The sequence below is a fragment of the Streptomyces sp. WAC06614 genome (genome assembly GCF_003949795.1).
GTDB lineage: Bacteria > Actinomycetota > Actinomycetes > Streptomycetales > Streptomycetaceae > Streptomyces.
On sequence record NZ_RPRY01000024.1, the window covers coordinates 1 to 19,907 of the forward strand.

General features: G+C 72.6%; 19 protein-coding genes. 6 read left to right on the plus strand and 13 right to left on the minus strand.

Features of this window, described 5'->3' with window-relative positions; translation table 11 throughout:
* Positions 1-126 precede the first annotated feature (126 nt).
* Positions 127-801, plus strand: coding sequence for a hypothetical protein (locus tag EF918_RS05370; protein ID WP_125641565.1), 675 nt, complete (start codon positions 127-129; stop codon positions 799-801).
* Positions 802-882: 81 nt separating this feature from the next.
* Here the strand turns inward: EF918_RS05370 and nucS are convergent, their stop codons facing one another.
* Positions 883-1,554: an endonuclease NucS gene (gene nucS / locus EF918_RS05375; RefSeq protein WP_125641568.1), complete on the minus strand. Its 672-nt coding sequence runs from the start codon at positions 1,552-1,554 to the stop codon at positions 883-885.
* A gap of 233 nt (positions 1,555-1,787) precedes the next feature.
* Here nucS and EF918_RS05380 point away from each other — a divergent pair, with 233 nt between their 5' ends.
* Positions 1,788-2,180: an SCO5389 family protein gene (locus EF918_RS05380; protein ID WP_125641572.1), complete on the plus strand. Its 393-nt coding sequence runs from the start codon at positions 1,788-1,790 to the stop codon at positions 2,178-2,180.
* A gap of 138 nt (positions 2,181-2,318) precedes the next feature.
* On the opposite strand, the gene EF918_RS05385 is transcribed toward EF918_RS05380, so the two are convergent.
* A complete protein-coding gene (locus tag EF918_RS05385; protein WP_125641575.1) occupies positions 2,319-3,350 on the minus strand; it encodes an LLM class flavin-dependent oxidoreductase in 1,032 nt (343 codons plus the stop codon).
* 244 nt (positions 3,351-3,594) lie between these two features.
* Here EF918_RS05385 and EF918_RS05390 point away from each other — a divergent pair, with 244 nt between their 5' ends.
* Positions 3,595-3,924, plus strand: a complete 330-nt coding sequence (locus EF918_RS05390) for an ATP/GTP-binding protein (RefSeq protein WP_125641578.1) — start codon at positions 3,595-3,597, stop codon at positions 3,922-3,924.
* Positions 3,925-3,952: 28 nt separating this feature from the next.
* Here EF918_RS05390 and EF918_RS05395 read toward each other — a convergent pair whose 3' ends face one another.
* From EF918_RS05395 to mce, 7 genes are all read right to left on the minus strand, one after another.
* On the minus strand, positions 3,953-4,831 hold the full coding sequence (locus EF918_RS05395) for an ABC transporter permease (RefSeq protein ID WP_260609831.1): 879 nt from the start codon (positions 4,829-4,831) through the stop codon (positions 3,953-3,955).
* A complete protein-coding gene (locus EF918_RS05400) occupies positions 4,828-5,943 on the minus strand; it encodes an ABC transporter ATP-binding protein (RefSeq protein ID WP_125641581.1) in 1,116 nt (371 codons plus the stop codon). Before EF918_RS05400 ends, EF918_RS05395 begins: the two co-directional genes overlap by 4 nt.
* Before the next feature lie 135 nt (positions 5,944-6,078).
* Positions 6,079-6,858 (minus strand): ABC transporter permease subunit, encoded by a 780-nt coding sequence (locus EF918_RS05405; protein WP_125641584.1) that lies wholly within the window; start codon positions 6,856-6,858, stop codon positions 6,079-6,081.
* Between the two features lie 2 nt (positions 6,859-6,860).
* Positions 6,861-7,862 carry an ABC transporter ATP-binding protein gene (locus tag EF918_RS05410; protein ID WP_125641587.1) on the minus strand — a complete coding sequence of 334 codons (1,002 nt, stop codon included), beginning with the start codon at positions 7,860-7,862 and terminating at the stop codon, positions 6,861-6,863.
* 104 nt (positions 7,863-7,966) lie between these two features.
* Positions 7,967-8,905: a cellulose-binding protein gene (locus EF918_RS05415; protein WP_125641590.1), complete on the minus strand. Its 939-nt coding sequence runs from the start codon at positions 8,903-8,905 to the stop codon at positions 7,967-7,969.
* A 196-nt stretch (positions 8,906-9,101) separates the two neighbouring features.
* Complete coding sequence (gene scy / locus EF918_RS05420; protein ID WP_125641593.1) at positions 9,102-13,451, minus strand: polarized growth protein Scy; 4,350 nt, start codon at positions 13,449-13,451, stop codon at positions 9,102-9,104.
* A 182-nt stretch (positions 13,452-13,633) separates the two neighbouring features.
* Entirely contained in the window at positions 13,634-14,062 is a 429-nt protein-coding gene (gene mce / locus EF918_RS05425; protein ID WP_125641596.1) for a methylmalonyl-CoA epimerase, read from the minus strand.
* A 135-nt stretch (positions 14,063-14,197) separates the two neighbouring features.
* Here mce and EF918_RS05430 point away from each other — a divergent pair, with 135 nt between their 5' ends.
* Complete coding sequence (locus EF918_RS05430) at positions 14,198-15,400, plus strand: acetyl-CoA C-acetyltransferase (protein ID WP_125641599.1); 1,203 nt, start codon at positions 14,198-14,200, stop codon at positions 15,398-15,400.
* A 58-nt stretch (positions 15,401-15,458) separates the two neighbouring features.
* A complete protein-coding gene (gene meaB / locus EF918_RS05435) occupies positions 15,459-16,418 on the plus strand; it encodes a methylmalonyl Co-A mutase-associated GTPase MeaB (protein ID WP_125641602.1) in 960 nt (319 codons plus the stop codon).
* Positions 16,419-16,726: 308 nt separating this feature from the next.
* Here meaB and EF918_RS05440 read toward each other — a convergent pair whose 3' ends face one another.
* Genes EF918_RS05440 through EF918_RS05455 form a run of 4 tightly spaced genes read right to left on the minus strand, consistent with a single transcriptional unit; the run spans position 16,727 to position 19,392 of the window.
* Positions 16,727-17,230 carry a MarR family winged helix-turn-helix transcriptional regulator gene (locus tag EF918_RS05440; protein ID WP_125641682.1) on the minus strand — a complete coding sequence of 168 codons (504 nt, stop codon included), beginning with the start codon at positions 17,228-17,230 and terminating at the stop codon, positions 16,727-16,729.
* A 49-nt stretch (positions 17,231-17,279) separates the two neighbouring features.
* A complete protein-coding gene (locus EF918_RS05445) occupies positions 17,280-18,107 on the minus strand; it encodes an AIM24 family protein (RefSeq protein ID WP_125641605.1) in 828 nt (275 codons plus the stop codon).
* Positions 18,104-18,754, minus strand: coding sequence for an AIM24 family protein (locus tag EF918_RS05450; protein ID WP_125641608.1), 651 nt, complete (start codon positions 18,752-18,754; stop codon positions 18,104-18,106). Before EF918_RS05450 ends, EF918_RS05445 begins: the two co-directional genes overlap by 4 nt.
* The gene (locus tag EF918_RS05455; protein ID WP_125641611.1) at positions 18,754-19,392 is read right to left on the minus strand and encodes an AIM24 family protein; all 639 of its coding nucleotides are present in this window, start codon (positions 19,390-19,392) and stop codon (positions 18,754-18,756) included. The genes EF918_RS05450 and EF918_RS05455 overlap by 1 nt, the downstream gene beginning before the upstream one ends.
* Positions 19,393-19,529: 137 nt before the next feature.
* Here EF918_RS05455 and EF918_RS05460 point away from each other — a divergent pair, with 137 nt between their 5' ends.
* A complete protein-coding gene (locus EF918_RS05460; RefSeq protein WP_125641614.1) occupies positions 19,530-19,874 on the plus strand; it encodes a DUF3817 domain-containing protein in 345 nt (114 codons plus the stop codon).
* Positions 19,875-19,907: the final 33 nt, after the last annotated feature.

Genomic DNA, 19,907 nt, shown 5'->3' on the forward strand with positions numbered 1-19,907 from the left:
GGCCCCCACGGGCCGAATCACCTGAGTAACAGCCTCCCCGGCCTGCCCGCCCCCGGCCGCGCTGCCTCCGGCAGCGCGGCCGGGGGCGGGCAGGCCGGGGAGGCTGTTACTCAGGTGATTCGGCCCGTGGGGGCCGGCGGCACCGATCCGCAGACCTTGTCCCAGGTGTTCGAGGACGTGTTCCCGGCGGCCGGGACGCCCGCGCCGCGTGCAGCGGCGCCGGCCGCGGCCCCGGCTTCGGCCGACGGGCACGGTGGCCGGTCGGTGGCGGCGGCGTGGGCCGCGGGGCGCCGGCGCCCCGCCCTGCTGGCCGCCGGCGGAGCCCTGGTGGCCGTCGTGCTCGGCACGGTGGCCGCCCTGGCCATGTCCTCCGACGACGACCCCGGCGCCCCGGCCACCTCCCCGACCCCCGGCTCCTCCCGCCCGGACGCGGTCCCCGGAGGGAACGATCCTGCACAGGACCCGGCCACCCCGCCGGGCACCGGCGGCGCCACGGCCCCGCCCGAGGGCGACCGGCCCTCCGGCCCCGGCGGCACGGCCACGGCCCCGACGTCCACGGCCGGCAGCCCCGGTGCGGGCGCCGGCCCCGGCACCGGCGGCCCCACCCGGCGCCCGACGACGAAGCCCGCGTCCCCGGGCACGTCCCCGTCGGCCCCGAAGCCCTCGGAGTCCTCGGCCGACCCCGGCCCGAGCCCGAGCCCGACCCAGAGCCAGGGGGGCTCGCCCTCGCAGTCCCCGGGCACGCCGACCGTCTCCGCGGGGCAGCCGCAGGGCCCGTCCGGCACCGCCACCAGCGGCTGAACGCACGCGGGGCCGGCCCCTGGGAAAGGGACCGGCCCCGTCATGCGTCACGGCCGCGCACGGCCGCAGCGAACGCTCGGCCTAGAACAGCCTCAGCTTGTCGTCCTCGATGCCGCGCAGCGCGTCGTAGTCCAGGACCACGCACTCCATGCCCCGGTCCGTCGCCAGCACCCGCGCCTGCGGCTTGATCTCCTGGGCCGCGAACACGCCCTTGACCGGCGCCAGGTGCGGATCGCGGTTGAGCAGCTCCAGGTACCGGGTCAGCTGCTCCACGCCGTCGATCTCACCGCGCCGCTTGATCTCGACGGCCACGGTCCCGCCGTCGGCGTCGCGGCACAGGATGTCGACCGGGCCGATCGCCGTCATGTACTCGCGGCGGATCAGCGTGTACCCCTCACCGAGCGTCTCGATGCGGTCGGCCAGCAGTTCCTGCAGGTGCGCCTCGACGCCGTCCTTGATCAGGCCGGGGTCGACGCCCAGCTCGTGGGAGGAGTCGTGGAGCACTTCCTCCATCGTGATGATGAGCTTCTCGCCCGCCTTGTTGACGACCGTCCACACCCCGGCCTCGTCCCCGGCCCCCTCCTTGAGGGTGCACGGCGGGGACATCCAGTTGAGGGGCTTGTACGCCCGGTCGTCCGCGTGGATCGAGACACTGCCGTCGGCCTTCACGAGGATCAGACGGGGTGCGGAGGGCAGATGGGCGGTGAGCCGGCCCGCGTAGTCGACGGAGCAGCGGGCGATGACGAGACGCATGGTCGGCAACGCTACTCGACCGACCCCCCTCCACGCGATTCGCCCCCGAAAGCCCCGTTCGCCGATGGCGCGTTGTATGCGCATTCTCCTGGTGCCGTACCCATGGGGCGCCTACCGTGTTAGCAGGAGGTTGTCGAACGCGCACACTGCGTTGCCGCGTGTGGTGCGGCCTCCTTCCCTGCCCGTAAGACTCCGGCAACCCAAAAGCCGCCGGGGTCGCGAGAGGAGAACCCATGTCGCTCGACGTCTCACCGGCCCTACTCGAACAGGCCGAGCGAGGCGAGGTCGACGAAGCCGCCTTCGTCGACTGCGTCCGGACCTCCCTGCCTTACGCCTGGGAGATGATCAGCTCGTTGGTGGCCCAGCTCAAGGTCGACGGCGGAGAGTTCGCCGACAACCAGACGCCGCCCCCCAACGAGCAGGCGCGCGGCCAGCTGCTGCGTGCACTGGCGAGTGACGCCATCCGCGGTGCCCTCCAGCGGCACTTCGGCGTCCGGCTCGCCTTCCAGAACTGCCACCGCGTCGCGGTGTTCCCGCTGGACCCGTCCGCCGACGACCGGCTCGCCAAGTTCACCTCGATCCGGGGACAGCTGCTCAACCAGTCCCCGGAACTGCGGGACTGCTGACCCCCGCTGCCCGCCGGGGCTCTGCTGCCGCTCCGCGTCGCGCGAGGTGCGACGGGACACCGGAGCGGCGGCCAGCGGCGGGCACGGCCAGGCTCCCGGCCGGGCGCCGGCCGCGGCCGGGGCGTCGGCGCCAGGGCGTCAGCCGAGGCGGGGCAGGACCTCGGCGCCCAGCCGTCGTACGTTCTCCTCGGTCGCCGCGAGGTCGCCGGAGCCCTCGGTCAGCAGCGCGAAGCGGGTGATCCCGGTCCGCTCGGCCGTGACCGCCAGCCGGTCCGCGGCCAGCCGGGGGGTGCCCACCGGGTGCAGCGAGCACAGCAGTTCGGTGTACGCGACCGGGTCCCGCATCGCACGGTGCCGGCCGTCCACCGTCACATGGGCGTCCAGCCCCTGTTTCAGCCAGCCGGGGAGCGCCTTCAGGAGGGATTCGCGGGCGTCGGCCGTGCGGTCGGCGAGCTGGCAGACGCCCGCGGAGACATGACCGGCCTCCGCCACCAGGGACGGCGGATGGCCGGCCGCCCGCGCGGTCTCCCGCCACAGCGCGACCATCGAGGCCTTCTCCTCGTCCCCGCAGTGCATGCCCAGCAGCATCGGCAGCCCGCGCTCGGCCGCCAGCCGCACCGACGTCGGGGTGGTGCACGCCACCACCACCTCGGGGGCCGCCGCGTCCGCGTCCAGCGCCTCCGAGGCACGCGGTACGACGGCCACCTCGCGGAAGGCGAAGTGCTCCCCGGCGGCCCCCACCCGGGGCTCGGACAGCCAGCGCGTGATCAGCTCCAGGGCCTCGGGGAAGGAGTGCTCGTACGCCTCCAGCCCGCCGCCGAACACCTCCAGGTCCACCCAGGGCCCGCCCCGCCCCACCCCGAGGGTGAACCGGCCGCCGGAGGTCAGGTGCAGCAGCGCCGCCTGCTCCGCCAGGGCCACCGGGTGGGTGTTGGGCACCACGCTCACGGCCGTGCCCACCCGCAGCCGCCGGGTCCGCCCCAGCAGCAGGGCGGCCAGGGTCACCGCCGACGGGCAGACCCCGTACGGCACGAAGTGGTGCTCGGCCAGCCAGACCGAGTCCAGCCCGGACTCCTCGGCCACCTCGGCGGTCCGTACCGCCCGGTGCAGTGCCTCCCCGGCACCCTGGCCCGGGAACTGGGCCGCCAGTACAAACGCTCCTACGCGCATCGCTCCTCGCCTCCTCGCGGCTGACGCGGCCTCCCCCAGGTGGACCGATGTGTCCTGAGTCCGATCGTCGGGTCTTCTGCTGGCAACAACGTCTGACACGTGCCAAAGGCACGGCCTGATATGAAAGTTATTGAGATTGTCGGGGAATCCGTCGCGGCCACCTGTGACCACCCTGCGGGTACCCAGGTGTGCGGCGCGTAGTCTGGGAGAAAATTCCTTGCCCCCGCCGATCCGTGAGGTATACGTGTCCCCGCGTCACAACCGCCCCAAGGGCGGCGACCACCCGGCCGACCGCCGAGGCGACGGCGGGCCGGACCGCTACGGCCTGGAACGCACCGAGGAGTACCTCGGCGAGGAGTGGACGGTCCGGCACGTCTCCGGCGCCGGCGCGGCCGGCAAGCGCTACCGCTGCCCCGGCTGCGACCAGGAGATCCCGCCGGCCACCCCGCACGTGGTGGCCTGGCCCCAGTACGGCGGCGTGGACGACCGCCGGCACTGGCACAAGGCCTGCTGGAACGCCAAGGACCGCCGCACCACGCGGGTGCAGCGGTCCCGTAACGCGCCCCGGCACTAGGAGTCCCGAGTCCCGGGGGAGGGGCCGGTCAGACGTCGCGGCGGCCCACCGCCAGGTACGAGCCCGCCACCGCCGCGCCCGTCACGAGGAACAGCAGGGCGAAGTGGACCCAGGCCGGGGGGATGCTGCCGGTGTCGGCGTCGGGCAGACCGAAGAGCTGCATCAGCGCCACGGGGGAGTTGTACCGGATCAGGGCCGAGCCGACCGGCTGGGTGGCCTCCCACATGGAGAGCATCCCGCCGGTGAACGGCGGCACGGTGACGACGCCGATCATCACCGCGATCCCGCCCGCGGAGTGCCGTACGAGGGCCCCGACCGCCAGCGCCAGAACGCCGAGCAGGGTGACGTAGAAGCTGCCGGCGAGTCCGCCGAGCAGCTCGCGGGGGATGTCGTGCGGGCCGGCGTCGGGCCGGTGGTGCACGATCGCCCCGGCCAGCGCGACGAAGGTCACGGAGGCCGCGATCGCGACGAAGCTGACCCCGGCGACCACCAGGTACTTCGCGGTCAGCACCCGGTGGCGGTCGGGGGCGGCGGTGAAGGTGGTGCGGATCAGCCCGGTGCCGTGCTCCGACGTCATGGTCAGCACGCCCAGGACCATCACCGCGAGCTGCCCGACCAGCAGCCCGAACAGCGCGGGCGCGGTGTAGGGGGTCCCGCGGAAGTTCTCCCCGGAGGTCTGCGAGACGGCGGCCAGCCCGATCCCGACCACCAGCAGCACCAGCGAGCCGAGGGTCAGCACGGTCGAGCGCACCGAAGCCATCTTGGTCCACTCGGAGGCGATGGCGTGGCCCAGGTGCGGCCGCGGGGTCGGCAGCGGCGAGGTGTACGCCACCGGGGCGGCTGCGGACGGCGTGGCCCCGGACGACGCGGCCGCGGTGCGCGCGGGCTGCGGGGTCGGTGCGGTCATCGGGCGTCCTCGGAGTCGTTCGCGGGACCGGCCAGGTCGGCCGGGCGGCTGGGCATCAGGAAGGGGCGGTCGGCGCCCGGGGGCGGGGGAGCGTAGAAGGCGGCGGCGGTCGGGCCCGACACCGCGTGCGCGCTCTCGTCCTCCCAGGCGGGGACGGTCAGCGGCTCGGGTGCGAACAGTTCGGCGCGGGGGTCGTCGGTGGAGGTGTACTCGACCGAGCTCTGGGTGAGCCGCATGTACGCCTCCTCCAGCGAGGCCCGGTGCGGGGAGAGCTCCCACAGCCGGACGCCGGCCTCGTGGGCGAGGTCCGAGACCTGCGGCAGGGTGAGGCCCGTCACCCGCAGGGCGCCGTCGGGCTCCTTGAGCACCCGGCCCCCAGCCTTCACGAGGGTCTCACCCAGCGCTTGTGCGCCATGACGATCGGTGTCGGCCACGCGGACCCGAGCGAATCCGGCCGAGTTGTGGGCGATGAACTCCTGCACGCCCATGTCGGCCAGCAGCCGGCCCCGCCCGATCACGATCAGGTGGTCGGCGGTCAGGGCCATCTCGCTCATCAGGTGCGAGGAGACGAACACGGTCCGGCCCTCGGAGGCCAGCCGGCGCATGAGGTTGCGCACCCACAGGATGCCCTCGGGGTCCAGCCCGTTGACGGGCTCGTCGAACAGCAGCACCTGGGGGTCGCCGAGCAGGGCGGCGGCGATGCCCAGCCGCTGGCCCATGCCGAGGGAGAAGGCCTTGGTCCGCATCCGGGCCACGTCCTGGAGGCCGACCACCCCGAGCACCTCGTCGACCCGCTTCTCCGGGATCCCGGAGAGCTGGGCGAGGGCCAGCAGATGGGTCCGGGCCCGCCGGCCGCCGTGCACGGCCTTGGCGTCCAGCAGGGCGCCGACGTGCCGCTGGGCGTTGGGCAGCTCCCGGAACGGCGAGCCGTTGATCGTGACATGACCGGCGGTGGGACGGTCCAGGCCGAGGATCATCCGCATGGTGGTGGACTTCCCGGAGCCGTTGGGCCCCAGGAAGCCGGTGACATGACCGGGCCTGACCTGGAAGGACAGCTGGTCGACGGCGGTCTTGGCGCCGTAGCGCTTGGTCAGGCCGACTGCCTCGATCATCCTCTGCCCCTTGCGATACGGACGCATTTCGTCCGGGTAAGGCTTAAGAGGATATCGAGCGTCGTTCGGTTCCGTCCCGGGCCGAACCCTGAGCCACCCCTGAGCCCGACCCGGGGATCCCCCTCAGGGTCCGTCTCAGGCGTCGCGCTGCTTGAGCACCAGGTAGCCGCCGAGCACGGCCGCGACGACCCACAGGACCATGATCCCGAGGCCGCCCCACGGGCCGTAGGGGGCCGGGTCGCTGCCCATGGCCTCCGGAACCGTCTGCATGATCATCGACCCGGCCCGGTCGGGGAACCACTGGGCCACCTTCCGGGTCGCCTCCACGTTGCCGAGGATGGTCGAGATCAGGAAGAAGAACGGCATCAGGATGCCGAGCGAGAGCATCGAGCTGCGCAGCATCGTCGCCACGCCCATCGAGAACAGGGCGATCAGGGCCATGTAGAGACCGGCGCCGATCACGGCCCGCAGGACGTTCGGCCCGTCGATGCCGATGCTGTGGTCGCCCAGGATCGCCTGGCCCAGGAAGAAGGACAGGAAGCTGGTGACCAGACCCACCACCAGCGCCAGCACGGTGGCGACCAGCAGCTTCCCGGCCAGGAAGGTGGCCCGGCGGGGTACGGCGGCCAGCGAGGTGCGGACCATGCCGGTGCTGTACTCGCTGCCGACCACCAGCACACCGAAAACGATCATCGCGAGCTGGCCGAGGCTCATCCCGGCGAAGCTGGCGAGGGTCGGGTCGAAGGTGGCCTTCTGGACGTCGGGCATGGAGTCGAAGGTGGAGTTGAACACCGCGCACAGCCCGGCGCTGATGCCCACGGTGACGACCAGGGCGGCGACCAGCGTCCAGATCGTCGAGGCCACGGTACGGATCTTGGTCCACTCGGACCGGAGGACGGCGGGGAAGGTGGACATGGCTAGTTACCGCCCTTGTGCGTCGCGTCGAAGCCTGCTCCCCACGCCGGGACGTCGGCCGGCCGGGCCGGGTTGTCCGGGGCTCCCGGGTGGCCGATGGCGTGGGCGTGGTACTCGACCGCGTCCGCCGTCATACGCATGAAGGCTTCCTCCAGTGACGCCCGTTGCGGGCTCAGTTCGTGCAGCACGATGCGGTGTTCCGCGGCCAGTTCGCCGAGCCGCTCGGCGCCGACCCCGTCGACCTCCAGCGCGCCCGCGCCCGGGACCTCGACCGCGGTGATGCCCTGGGCGTGCAGGAGGTCCTTGAGCTGTTCCTGCTGCGGTGAGCGGAGTCGTACATATGCCCGGGAGTTTTGGTGAATGAAATCAGACATCGAGGTGTCGGCAAGGAGCTTCCCTTGACCGATCACGATCAAATGGTCGGCGGTCAATGCCATTTCGCTCATCAAGTGGGAGGACACGAAGATCGTCCGTCCCTCTCCGGCCAGCCCCTTCATCAGATTGCGGATCCAGAGAATTCCCTCCGGGTCCAGGCCGTTGACCGGTTCGTCGAACATGAGGATCTCCGGATCACCGAGCAGTGCGGCGGCGATTCCCAGCCGCTGCCCCATGCCCAGGGAGAAACCTTTCGACTTCTTCTTCGCCACCGCCGACAGCCCGACGAGGTCCAGGACCTCGCCGACCCGCCGCTCCGGGATCCGGTTCGACTGGGCCAGGCACAGAAGGTTGTTGTACGCGCTGCGCCCGCCGTGCATGGCCTTGGCGTCCAGCAGCGCACCGATGTGCTTCAGCGGTTCCGGCAGGTCCCGGTAGTGCTTGCCGTCGATCCGGACCGTGCCGCTGGTCGGGTTGTCGAGGTCGAGCATCATGCGCATGGTCGTGGACTTGCCCGCCCCGTTGGGGCCGAGGAAGCCGGTGACCACCCCCGGCCTGACCTGGAAGCTGAGGTGGTCCACGGCGATCTTGTCGCCGAAACGTTTGGTGAGGGCCTCGAGCTCGATCATACGGGCCACGCTAGAACGCCCGAGGGCCCTACGTCACCTCGAAAGGTGGCGCAGGGCCCTCGGCCACGGGGGTGGTGGTGCCGGCGTGCGCGCCGGGAGCGGGACTAGCGGGTCTGCTGGGCCGGAACGCCGCGGGTGACCGGCTCGTCGTCCAGGTTCGGGGTGGCCGCGGCCACCGCGGCACCGGTCAGGGTCGCCAGCATCTCGCGGACGTTGGTGAGCTGGGCGTTGATGGAGTCCCGACGGTTGGTCAGCGCCGCCAGCTCGCGCTCGGACTCGCTGCGGATGCGGTCCGCCTTGGCGTTGGCGTCGGCCACGATGTCCTCGGCCTGGCGCTGCGCGGTCTCCACCGTCTGGCGGGCGCGGCGCTCGGCGTCGGTGCGCAGCTTCTCCGCCTCCAGGCGCAGCTGCTCGGCCCGGTGCTCGATCTCGGCCAGCCGCTTCTCGGCCTTGGCCTGGCGGGAGGCGAGGTCGCGCTCGGACTGCTCGCGACGCTTGGCGAGGTTGGTCTCGAAGTCCGCGGCGGCCTGGGCGGCCTTGGCGCGGGTCTCCTCGAACAGGGCGTCGGCCTCCTCGCGCTTGGAGGCGGCGTCCTTCTGGGCCTCCGCACGCAGGGTCGCGGCGTCGCCCTTGGCCTTCTCGACGATCCGGACGCCCTCGTCCTCCGCCTTGGCCTTGCGGTCGGCGGCGAAGCTCTCGGCGTCGTTGCGCACCTGCTGGGCCGCCGACTCGGCGAGCTCGCGGTGCTGCTCGGCCGCGCGCCGGGCCTCCTCGCGCAGGTCCTTGGCCTCCTCCTCGGCGAGCCGCAGGATCTTCTCGACCCGGGCGCCGAGACCGGCGTACGACGGCTCGGCGTCGGAGACCTGGGCCTGGGCGTTCTGCGTCTCGAGGTGGAGCTCCTCGATGCGCTTCTCCAGCGAGTTGATACGGGACAGGGCGCTGTCACGGTCGGCGACGAGCTTGGTAATGCGGTCGTCCACCTGACCGCGGTCGTAACCACGCCGCACGAGCTCGAAGCCGAAGGGGGAGGATGTGTCGCTCATGGGGTTCCTGTCGAAGTGAGACCGATGAGGTGCTACGTGAGGTGTTAAGGGGAATCCTAGGCGCCGGAGCGGCGTGTCATCGAGTCAATCCGCGTTTGCTCCGGACAATGACACCCCTTTTGAGTGGCAAGGCGACGGAATGCTTCTCACTCCTTCGCCTGAACCTTCATCAGGAGCACACATCCGCACGCGCCGACTAGCCCTCCGACGCCTTCCCACCCGGACGAGTGGAACCCGCGCTCGCACCGGCCTTGACGCCCCCCGCGCCCTGGCCGCCGATCGAAGGCCGTCCGCCGCCCGAAGGCGCCTCGAATGATTCCAACGCCTCAAGCACGTCCTGGACACGGGAGATCTCCGCCTGGATGTCCTCGCGCCGGCGCACCAGGACCTCCAGGTCCTTGCGGCCCTCCTCGACCAGCCGCTCGGCCTCCGCCTTGGCCTCGGCGAGCACCTGCTCCGCCTGCCGGGACAGCTCGGCCTTCTTCTGCTCGGCCTCCTTGAGCAGCGTCTCGGCCTTGCGGACCGCGGCGATGCGCACCTTGCTGGCCTCGCTGCTCGCGTCCGACACCAGTGCCTTGGCCTTCGCCTCGGCCTCGGCGCTCTGCTCGGTCGCGGCCTTCACCAGCTTGTCCACGCGCTCCCCGGCGGACTTCATCTGCTCCGCCGTCTCCCGGCGGGCCCGCTCGTGCAGCTCCTCGATCTCGGACTCCACCCGGCCGCGCAGCTCCTCGGCCCGCTCCCTTATGGCGGCCGCGTCCGAGCGGGCGCCGACCAGCAGCTCGTCCGCGTCCGTACGGGCCTTCTCCACCAGCGAGTTGCCCTCCACGGTCGCCTCCGAGCGGATCCGCGCCGCCTCCTTGCGCGCCGCGTCCACCATCGCGTCCGCCTGCTCCTCGGCCTGGGTCGTGGCCGCCAGCGCCTGCTTCGCCGCGTCCGAGGTGAGCTTCTCGGCCTCGGCGGTCGCCTCCGTGATGAGCCGGTCCACCTGCTCCGCGGCCTCCGTGCGGCGCTTGTTGGCCGCCTCCCGGGCCTCGTCCAGCAGTCGCTCGGACTCCTCGCGGGCCTCCGTGCGCAGACGCTCGGCCTCGGCCGCCGCCTCCGCCTCGACCCGCTCGGCCTCGGCCCGGGTGCGGGCGGCGTGCTCCTGCGCCGAGGACAGCGCCTCGGCCGCCTCCGCGCGCAGCCGCTCGGCCTCGGCCGCGGCCTCGCCGACCGTGCGCTCGTTGTCCTTACGGGTCTGCTCGCCGAGCTTGTCCGCCTCCGAGGTGGCCTCGGCGATGAGCCGGTCGGCCTGCTCGGCGGCCTCGGTGCGCAGCCGGTTGGCCTCGGCGCGCGCCTCGTCCAGCGTCTGCTCGGACTCCCGCTCCGCGCCGGCCAGCGTCTCGTTCGCCGCCGCGGTGACGCGTTCCGCCTCCGCGGTCGCCTCACCGATGATCCGGCCGCCCTCGGCCCGGGCCGCGTCCAGCGCCTCGGCGGCCTCGGTGCGCAGCCGCTCGGCCTCGGCCGCGGCCTCGCCGACCGTGCGTTCGTTGGCCGCGCGGGTCTCGACGGTCATCCGCTCGGTCTCGGCGGTGGCCTCGCCGATCAGGCGCGCGCCCTCGGCGCGGGCCTCGTCCAGGGTCCGCTCCGCGTCGCGCTCGGCGTCGGCCAGCGTCTGCGCCGCCCGCGCGGTCAGCGCCTCGGCCTCGGCCCGGGCCTCGCCGACCGTGGCCTCGTTGGCGGCCCGGGTCTCCTCGACGAGCCGCTCGGCCTCGGCCGTGGCCTCCTCGCGGATGCGTACGCCCTCGGCGCGGGACTCCTCCAGGGAGACCGCGGCCTCGGACCTTATGCGGTTGGCGTCCTCGCGGGCGTCGGCCCGGGTGCGCGCCGCGTCCCGCTCGGCGGCGGCCAGCGCGTCGGTCGCCTCGGTGCGCACCCGCTGCGCGTACTCCGCGGTGTCGCTGCGGGTCTGCTCGGCCTCGGTGATCGCGTCCGCGACCGTCCGCTCGGCCAGCGCCTTGGCCGCGTCGGTCTCGGCCCGCGCCTCGGTCCGGATGCGGTTGGCGTCCTCGGTGGCCCGCTCCCGCTCGGCGTAGGCGTCGGCCCGGACCCGGTCCGCCTCCTCCTGCGCCTCGGTCCGCGTCCGCTCCGCCGCGTGCTCGGCGGCGCTGCGCAGGCCGGTGATCTCCTCCTCGGCCTCCTCGCGCAGCCCGGCCACGGAGTCCCGTACCGCCTGCGCGGTGGCCTCGGCCGCTGCGACCAGCTCGGCCGCGCGCGACTCCGCCTCCTCGGTGAGCCGGGCGGCCTCGGCCTGCGCCTCCTCCGAGCGGCGGCGGGCCGCCGCCAGCAGCTCCTCGCTCTGCTCGCGGGCCTGCGCCCGCTCGTTGTCGGCGTCGGTGCGCGCCGAGGCCAGGGTCTCCTCGGCCTCCCGGCGGCGCCGCGCGGCCTCCTCCTGGGCGGCGGCCAGCGCCTCCGCGGCCTCCTCGGCGACCCGCTCGGCCGCCGCCTTGGCCTCGGCGCGCAGCCGGTCCGCGGTCTCCTGCGCCTCGGTACGGACCCGCTCGGCCTCGGTCTCGGCCTCGGTGCGCAGCCGTACGGCGACCTGCTCGGCCTCGGCCCGGGCCCGGCCGGCGTCGTCGGCCGCGTCCGTGCGCAGCCGGGTGGCCTCCGCCTCGGCCTGGGCCTGGAGCGTACGGATGCGCTCGGCGGCCTCGGCGCGCAGCCGGTCGTTCTCCTCCGTGGTCTCCTTGCGGACGGCCTCGGCCGCCGCGCGGGCGTCGCGCAGCGTCTGCTCCGCCGTGGCCAGCCGGCCCTCGGCGTCCTGGTGCAGCCGGGCGAGCTCCGCCTCGGCCTCGGCGCGCTTGGCGGCGAGCGCCTGCTCGGTCTCCTCGCGGCGGGCCCGGGCCGCGGCGTCCGCCTCGGCACGCAGGGCCTGCGCGGCCTCCTCGGCCTCGGCGCGCAGCCGCTCGGCCTCGGCGCGGGTGCGCTCCAGGGTCTCCTCGGCCTGGGCGCGCAGGGTCGTGGCCCGCTCGATGGCCTCGGCGCGGACCCGCTCGCTCTCGGCGCCGGCCCCGGCGCGCAGCTCGTCGGCGTCCGACTTGGCCTTGGTCAGCAGCTCCTCGGCGGTCTTGGCCGCCTCCTCGATCTGCTGCACGGCCTCGCGACGGGCCTCGCCGCGGATCCGCTCGCCCTCGGCGACGGCCTCCGAGCGCAGCTGCTCGGCCTCGCCGCGCAGCCGCCGGGCCTCCTCCTGGAGCTCGACCGTGCGGGCCCGGTACTCCTCGGTGTCGTCCTTGGCCGCGCCCTTGAGCTGCTCGGCCGTGGCCGCCGCCTGGGCGCGCAGCCGCTCGGCCTCCGCCTCGGCCTCGCGGCGGATCCGCTCGGCCTCCTCGGAGGCGGCCCGGGTGGTGGCCCGGGCGTCCTCGGAGGCCTTGTTCAGTACTTCCTCGGCGGTCCGGGCGGCCTTGGCGAGCTGGGCGGCGGTGTCCTCGGCCGCGGCCGTACGGGCCTGCTCGTCGGCCGCGGTACGGATCCGCTCGGCCTCGGCCCGGGCGTCGGCCAGGGCGTGCTCGGCCTCGGCCTTGAGGGCCTCGGCCTCCTTGGTGGCCTCGGTGACCAGCCGGGCGACCTGCTCCTTGGCGGTGCGGGTGCGCTGCTCGTTGACGGACTCGGCGGAGGCGAGCTGGCGGGCCGCGCTCTCCTTGGCCTCGGCGAGCACCCGCTCGGCCTCGGCCCGGGCGTCGCGCAGGGCGGCCTCGGCCTCGGTGACCCGCTGCTCGGCCACCCGGCCGAGGTCCAGGGTCTGCTGCCGGGTCTGCTCGGCCTCGGCGGCGGTGGACGTGCGCAGCCGCTCGGCGTGCTCGGTGGCCTCCTGCGCCTGGCTGGAGGCGGCGGTCAGGAGCCGCTCGGCCTCCTTGCGGGCGCGCAGCAGGGTCGCCTCGGCCTCGGCGCGGGCGCCCTCGGAGGCCTCGGCCATCCGGCGCCGGGTCTCCTCGGCGACCCGTGCGGCCTCGGCCCGGGCGGCGTTCAGCGACTGCTCGGCCTCGGCGCGGGACTCCTCCATCAGGCGGCGGGCCTGGGCCTCGGTCCGGGCGCGCAGCTGCTCGGCCCAGGCCACGTTCTCGTTGACGTGGGCCTCGACGGTCTGGCGGCGCTCGTTGAGCTCCTGGTCCAGCCGCTGGCGGCGGTTGACCGCCTCGGCGTGCAGCTCGGCCTGCAGGCGCGCCTGGTGCTCGGCGTGCTCCTGGAGGATGCGCTGGGTCTGGGCCCGGGCCTCGCGCAGTTCGCGTTCGGCGTCGGAACGCATCTGGTCGGCCTGGACCTGTGCGTTGCGCAGCAACTGCTCGGCCTGGTAGCCGAGGTCCTGGTTGTCGTAGGCAGGGCGGGACGCGAGCGCGCGACGCACCTCGTGGAGCTTGGCCCGCAGCACCTCGACCTGGTAGCCCAGGTCCTCGGCGTGCTGGACGGCCTTCTCGCGCTCCTTCTTCAGCCGCTCCATCTCGGCCTCGAAGCGCGAGAGATGGTCGGCCTCAGCCTGATGAGTCTCCTGGCTTTCGTAGCCCCGCACTGCGCGGTCCCGTCCGTCCCCTGGTCGCAAGCTCACTCCCAAAAGAGCACCGTCCGCCCGCTGAACGGCGCCCCCGGGGAAATGGTGTCAGACGCCGGGGCGCGGATCTCAGGCCCCGACCCCTTCCGCACCGAACCCCGGCCGAGCCAGACGCCACTCTACCGGCCGGGGGACAGGGGCGGTCAGTGCTCCGGGTTCGAGGTGACCAGTTCGGTCAGGACACCGTGGCAGTCCTTGGGGTGGAGGAAGGTGATCCGGGAGCCCATCGAGCCCCGGCGGGGCTCGTCGTACAGGACGCGGACCCCCTTGCCGCGGATCGCGTCGGCCTCCGCGTCGACGTCGGCGGTGCCGAAGGCGATGTGGTGGACACCCTCGCCGTTCTTGGCCAGCCACTTGGCCACGGTGGAGTCCTCGCGGGTGGGCTCCAGGAGCTGGAGGTAGGAGGCGCCGCCGTCCGAGGTCTCGTTGATCTTGAGCATGGCCTCGCGCACGCCCTGCTCCTCGTTGACCTCGGTGTGGAACACCTCGAAGCCGTAGGTGGCACGGTAGAACTCGACAGTCTTGTCGAGGTCGAAGCACGCGATCCCGATGTGGTCGATTCTTGTCAGCATGGGAGTAGTGCACTGCCACCGAGGGCGGTTACGCAACGTGCGCGCGATCACACCGGCTGGCCGGTGACCGCCGCGGTACCGCTCAGTACATTGACGTAAACCCTCGTTCACTCCTCATCCAAGGGGCTGTGCCTCATGTCCGGAACGAACAACACCACTTCAGTGATCGTCGCAGGCGCCCGCACGCCCATGGGACGACTGCTGGGCTCGCTGAAGTCCTTCTCGGGCGCCGACCTCGGCGGTTTCGCCATCAAGTCCGCGCTGGACCGGGCCGGGATCTCCGGCGACCAGGTGCAGTACGTGATCATGGGCCAGGTCCTCCAGGCCGGTGCCGGCCAGATCCCCGCCCGCCAGGCCGCCGTCAAGGCCGGCATCCCGATGAGCGTGCCCGCGCTGACCATCAACAAGGTCTGCCTCTCGGGCCTCGACGCCATCGCCCTCGCCGACCAGCTCATCCGCGCCGGAGAGTTCGACATCGTGGTCGCCGGCGGCCAGGAGTCGATGACCAACGCCCCGCACCTGCTGCCCAAGTCCCGCGAGGGCTACAAGTACGGCGCCGTCGAGATGCTCGACGCCATGGCCTACGACGGCCTCACGGACGCCTTCGAGGGCATCGCCATGGGCGAGTCCACCGAGAAGCACAACACCCGCCTGGGCATCGAGCGCGCCCCGCAGGACGAGTTCGCCGCGCTCTCGCACCAGCGGGCCGCCGCCGCCCAGAAGAACGGTGTGTTCGAGGCCGAGATCACCCCGGTCGAGATCCCGCAGCGCAAGGGCGAGCCGGTCGTCTTCGCGGTGGACGAGGGCGTGCGCCCGGAGACCACCGTGGAGTCCCTGGGCAAGCTGCGCCCGGCCTTCGCCAAGGACGGCACGATCACCGCCGGCACCTCCTCGCAGATCTCCGACGGCGCCGCCGCCGTGGTCGTGATGAGCAAGGCCAAGGCCGAGGAGCTGGGCCTGGAGTGGATCGCCGAGATCGGCGCCCACGGCAACGTGGCCGGCCCGGACAACTCGCTGCAGTCGCAGCCGTCCAACGCCATCCGGCACGCCCTGACCAAGGAGGGCCTGGACGTCGCGGACCTGGACCTGATCGAGATCAACGAGGCCTTCGCCGCGGTCGCCGTCCAGTCAATGAAGGACCTGGGCGTGACCCCGGAAAAGGTGAACGTCAACGGTGGCGCGATCGCCCTGGGCCACCCGATCGGCATGTCCGGCGCCCGTGTGGTGCTGCACCTGGCCCTGGAGCTCAAGCGCCGCGGCGGCGGGGTCGGCGCGGCCGCGCTGTGCGGCGGCGGCGGCCAGGGCGACGCGCTGATCGTGCGCGTGCCCAAGGCCTGAGGCCGCGAGGCGTAGCGGTACCGGAAGCGACCCGAAGCGAACGAGGAGCGCAGCACGTATGACGGTGGACGTCCCCCAGCTGGTGGAGCAGGCCCGCGAGGGCAGGCCGCGGGCGGTGGCCCGGCTGATCTCACTGGTCGAGGGGGCGTCCCCGCACCTGCGCGAGGTGATGGCCGCGCTCGCCCCGCTGACCGGCGGGGCGTACGTGGTGGGCCTGACCGGTTCGCCGGGCGTGGGCAAGTCCACCTCGACCTCGGCGCTGGTGACCGCGTACCGCCGGGCGGGCAAGCGGGTCGGCGTGCTCGCCGTCGACCCGTCCTCGCCGTTCTCGGGCGGGGCCCTGCTCGGTGACCGGGTCCGGATGTCCGACCACGCCTCGGACCCGGGCGTCTACATCCGTTCCATGGCCACCCGCGGCCACCTGGGCGGGCTGTCCTGGGCGGCCCCGCAGGCCATCCGGGTGCTGGACGCGGCCGGCTGCGACGTGATCCTGGTCGAGACGGTCGGCGTCGGCCAGTCCGAGGTGGAGATCGCGGCGCAGGCGGACACCTGTGTGGTGCTGCTGGCGCCGGGCATGGGCGACGGGATCCAGGCCGCCAAGGCGGGCATCCTGGAGATCGGCGACGTCTACGTGGTGAACAAGGCCGACCGGGACGGCGCGGACGCCACGGCCCGGGAGCTGAACCACATGCTGGGCCTGGGCGAGGCCCGGGCCGCCGGCGACTGGCGCCCGCCGATCATCAAGACTGTGGCGGCCCGCGCCGAGGGCGTGGACGAGGTGGTCGAGGCCCTGGAGAAGCACCGGGCCTGGATGGACGAGCACGGGGTCCTGGCGCAGCGGCGTACCGCCCGGGCGGCGCGCGAGGTGGAGACCATCGCGGTCACGGCCCTGCGCGCCCGCATCGCCGACCTGCGCGGCGACGCCCACCTGCCGGCCCTGGCCGGCCGGGTCGCGGCGGGCGACCTGGACCCGTACGCAGCCGCCGACGCCCTGCTGTCCTCCTTGACGGAGTCCTAGCGCGAACACCGGCGGGGGCTGGAGGGGTGCGGCGCCGCCGCACGATCCGGCCCCCGCCGGCGTTCGAGGCGCTGGGGGGCACCCCCGGCGGTAGCCGGGGGCGGAGCCTCCCGGAGCTCAGGGCCTGGCCCAGGCCCGCGAAGTCCCGGCCACCCCGTGCAGGCTAGGCGTTGGGCCGCTTCCCGTGGTTCGCGCCCTTCTTCTTGCGGGCCCGCCGCTTGTTTCCACGCTTCGACATGATGCGATCTCCCTCGAACGGGGACATTCCGGGCACCGTCAGTCTAGGGCGCGGGCCCCGAACCGGCCCGTCACCCGCGTCCGCGCTGGTCGCGCAGGTGCTCCGCGACCGGTCGCAAGGACCCGTGCAGCGCGGCCAGCGCCTCCGGCGGCAGCAGGTCGATGAAGTGCCGGCGGACGGACGCGACGTGGTGCGGCGCCACCTTCCGCATGGTCTCCATGCCCTCGTCCGTCAGTACCGCGTACAGGCCCCGGCGGTCGGACTCGCAGTTCACCCGGGTGACGAGTCCGGCCGTCTCCATCCGGGTGATCTGGTGGGACAGCCGGCTCTTGGACTGGAGCGTGGCGGTCGCCAGGTCGCTCATCCGCATCCGGTGGTCCTCGGACTCCGAGAGGTTCACCAGGATCTCGTAGTCGTTCATGGTGAGTCCGAAGGGCTGGAGATCCTTTTCCAGCTGGTGCATCAGGAGTCTGCTGACGTCGAGGTGGGTGCGCCAGGCGCACTGCTCGGCATCGGTCAGCCAGGGGGTCCCGTCGGACGGGGTCCGAGGGTTCGTGGCCGTGTCGGTCTCCATGGTCTCCATGAATGAACTCTACCTAAAAAGTTGAATGTCGTACAATTTTTTACAGGCCCAGTCGTCGTTGCAGGTCACCGAGCTGCCCCGGCATCCTCGGCACCCCGAGCTGTCCCAGCGGACCCTGCCCCTGCCCCCCGTGACCGCCGTGCACACCGGCCCCCGGCACTCCCGGCTCCGCGCCGACCGCGCCGACCGGCTGCTCGGCCATCAGCAGCTCCGTGGACTGGAGCAGCACCGTGCCCGCGCCGACGAACTCGAACTGGTGCTCCTCGCCCGAGGCACCGCCGATCCCGGTGAGGTGCCGCAGGCCGCCCATCACCCCGGTCATGTAGCCGTGGTCGTAGTGATGGCAGGGGGAGGGGCAGTCCGCCCAGCCCACCAGCGCCTGCGGGTCCACCCGCAGCGGCGGCTCCATGAAGACCACCGGTCCGTTGGACGCGGCCACGAACTTCCCGGTTCCGATCAGGGTCAGGAAGCCCGGGACGATCGACTGCTTCAGGGCCAGTGACGGCTGGTAGGCCAGCAGGTTGCCCGAACGGATCGTCAGGTTGCCGTTGTCCAGGTCGTAGGAGTTCACGTCGAAGGCACGGTCGGCGAGAAGCATCTTCCCCTGCCCTTCCGCCACCACCCAGTCGCTCGCGTGCAGCGGCGAGTGGAAGCTCGTCCGCAGCAGCCGCTCGAAACGCCCGTGTCCGATGCCGTTGAACTCGATCTGCCCGTAGTAGGCGATCATCTTGCCCTTCTGGAGGAACCACTGGCTCCCCTTGAGCTCCACGCAGAAGGTGTAGGCGTTGACGTTGTCGTCGGACGGAAGGGTGTAGGGGTCGAAGACCGTGGGCGCGCCGGCGCCGCCCGGGACGGGTCCAAAGGTCACAGCTTCTCCTCCGAGGCCTGTACGTACACGGCTCCCTGTCCCGACAGCTCCAGCTGGAACGCCTCGCCCGAGCCGCGCCCCACCATGTCCCGCCAGCCGAGCGCGGTGGAGAGCTTGTTGCGCACGTCACCGTGATGGGCGACGTACGCCTGCGGGTCCACGTGGACGGGCCGGTTCGGCGTGATGGGGAGCTCGACGACCCCGCCGTGCGCCATGACCGCCACCGCGCCGTGGCCCTTGAGGGTCGTGGTGAACAGCCCCTGGCCGGTCACCTGGCCGCGCACCATGCCCATGACCCCGCCCTGCGCGCCCATGAACATCGTGCCCTGCTGGAGCGTGCCGTCGAAGGCCAGCAGCCGGTCGGCCTCCACGTAGAGGGTGTCGCCCTGGAGGTTGATCACCTGGATGTGGTGCCCGCCGTGCCCGAACATCACGGTGCCGCTGCCCTCGACCGTCATCAGCGGGGTCTGCTCGTTGGCGATCCGGCGTCCGATCATGCCCATGACGCCGCCCTGGCCGCCGGTGATGTTCGGCGTGAAGGACACGTCACCGCGGTAGGCGAGCATCGCGCCCCGCTGGCTGTACAGCCGCTGGCCCGGTACCACCTGGGCCTCGATCATTTTTGAGTTGATCTCGCGGAACGGCATCAGATGTCGCCCCCGATGGTGTTGCGCTCGCTGGGTTGGACGTACACCAGTCCCTCGCCCTCGAACCGGATCTGGAAGGCCTCGCCCGACCCTTCGCCGAGGAACGTGCGGAAGGTGACGCCGGACTGGAAGTGCTGCTGGAGGTTGCCCGTGTGCGCGATGTACGCACCCGGGTCGACGGAGAGCGGGTACTGCGCGCTCACCCGCATCACCACGGCGGGGCCGTCGGACATGATCGCCGCCTGGCCGGTGCCCTCGACGGTCGTGGTGAACAGGCCGTTGCCGGTCGCGCCGCCGCGCAGGCCCGTGAACGTCGTGCCGGTGCGCAGCCCGCCGTCGGTGCACAGCAGGTTGCTGGACTCGACGTAGAGCTTCTCGCCGTGCAGGTTCACCAGGTTGATCTCGCTGGCGCGGTCGGCGAAGTAGCAGGTCCCCTGCCCCCGTACCTCCATCACGGTCATCTGTTCACCGGTCAGCCGACGGGTGACCATCCCGCGCAGGCCCTCACCGCCGCCGGTCATCTTCTTGAACGACATCTGGCCGTCGTAGGCCACCATCGAGCCGTTCTTGGCCTTGACGGTGTCGCCTGACAGGTCTACGGCCAGCACTTTGCTGCCTTGGAGTCGGAACTGAGCCACGGGATGACGTTATCGGCAGCGGGCGGGGACGAACAGGGCCTCCCGCCCCTGGCGTCCGGGGGCGCCCCCGGGTCAAGATCGAGCAAAGCGGCTGCGACACTGGTACGGATCCCAGCCGCCACCAGCGAAGGTTCCCCGTGGACATCAAGACCGCTTCCGCCCTCCACCGGCTGCGCCTCGTCTCCGTTCCGGAGGCGCTGTCGTTCCCGGCCCTGCTGATCTTCGGCTCCCTGCTGAGCCGGATCTCGGACATCAACCTCGTGATGCCCCTGGGCGCCCTGCACGGCGTGCTGTTCGTCCTCTACGTGCTCTTCCTGCTGGACGTGTGGAACAAGGCGAAGTGGCCCCTGAAGAAGGTCGCCCTCTTCCTCCTCCTCGCCGTCGTCCCCTTCGGCGGCCTCTACGGCGACAAGATCCTCAAGCGCGACGAGGCCGACAGCGTCATCGCCGCCCGAGCCCGCCGAGAAGAGGCCGCGGCCTGACCGCCGGCCTCTCGCCCCTGTGGCTCCACGGGG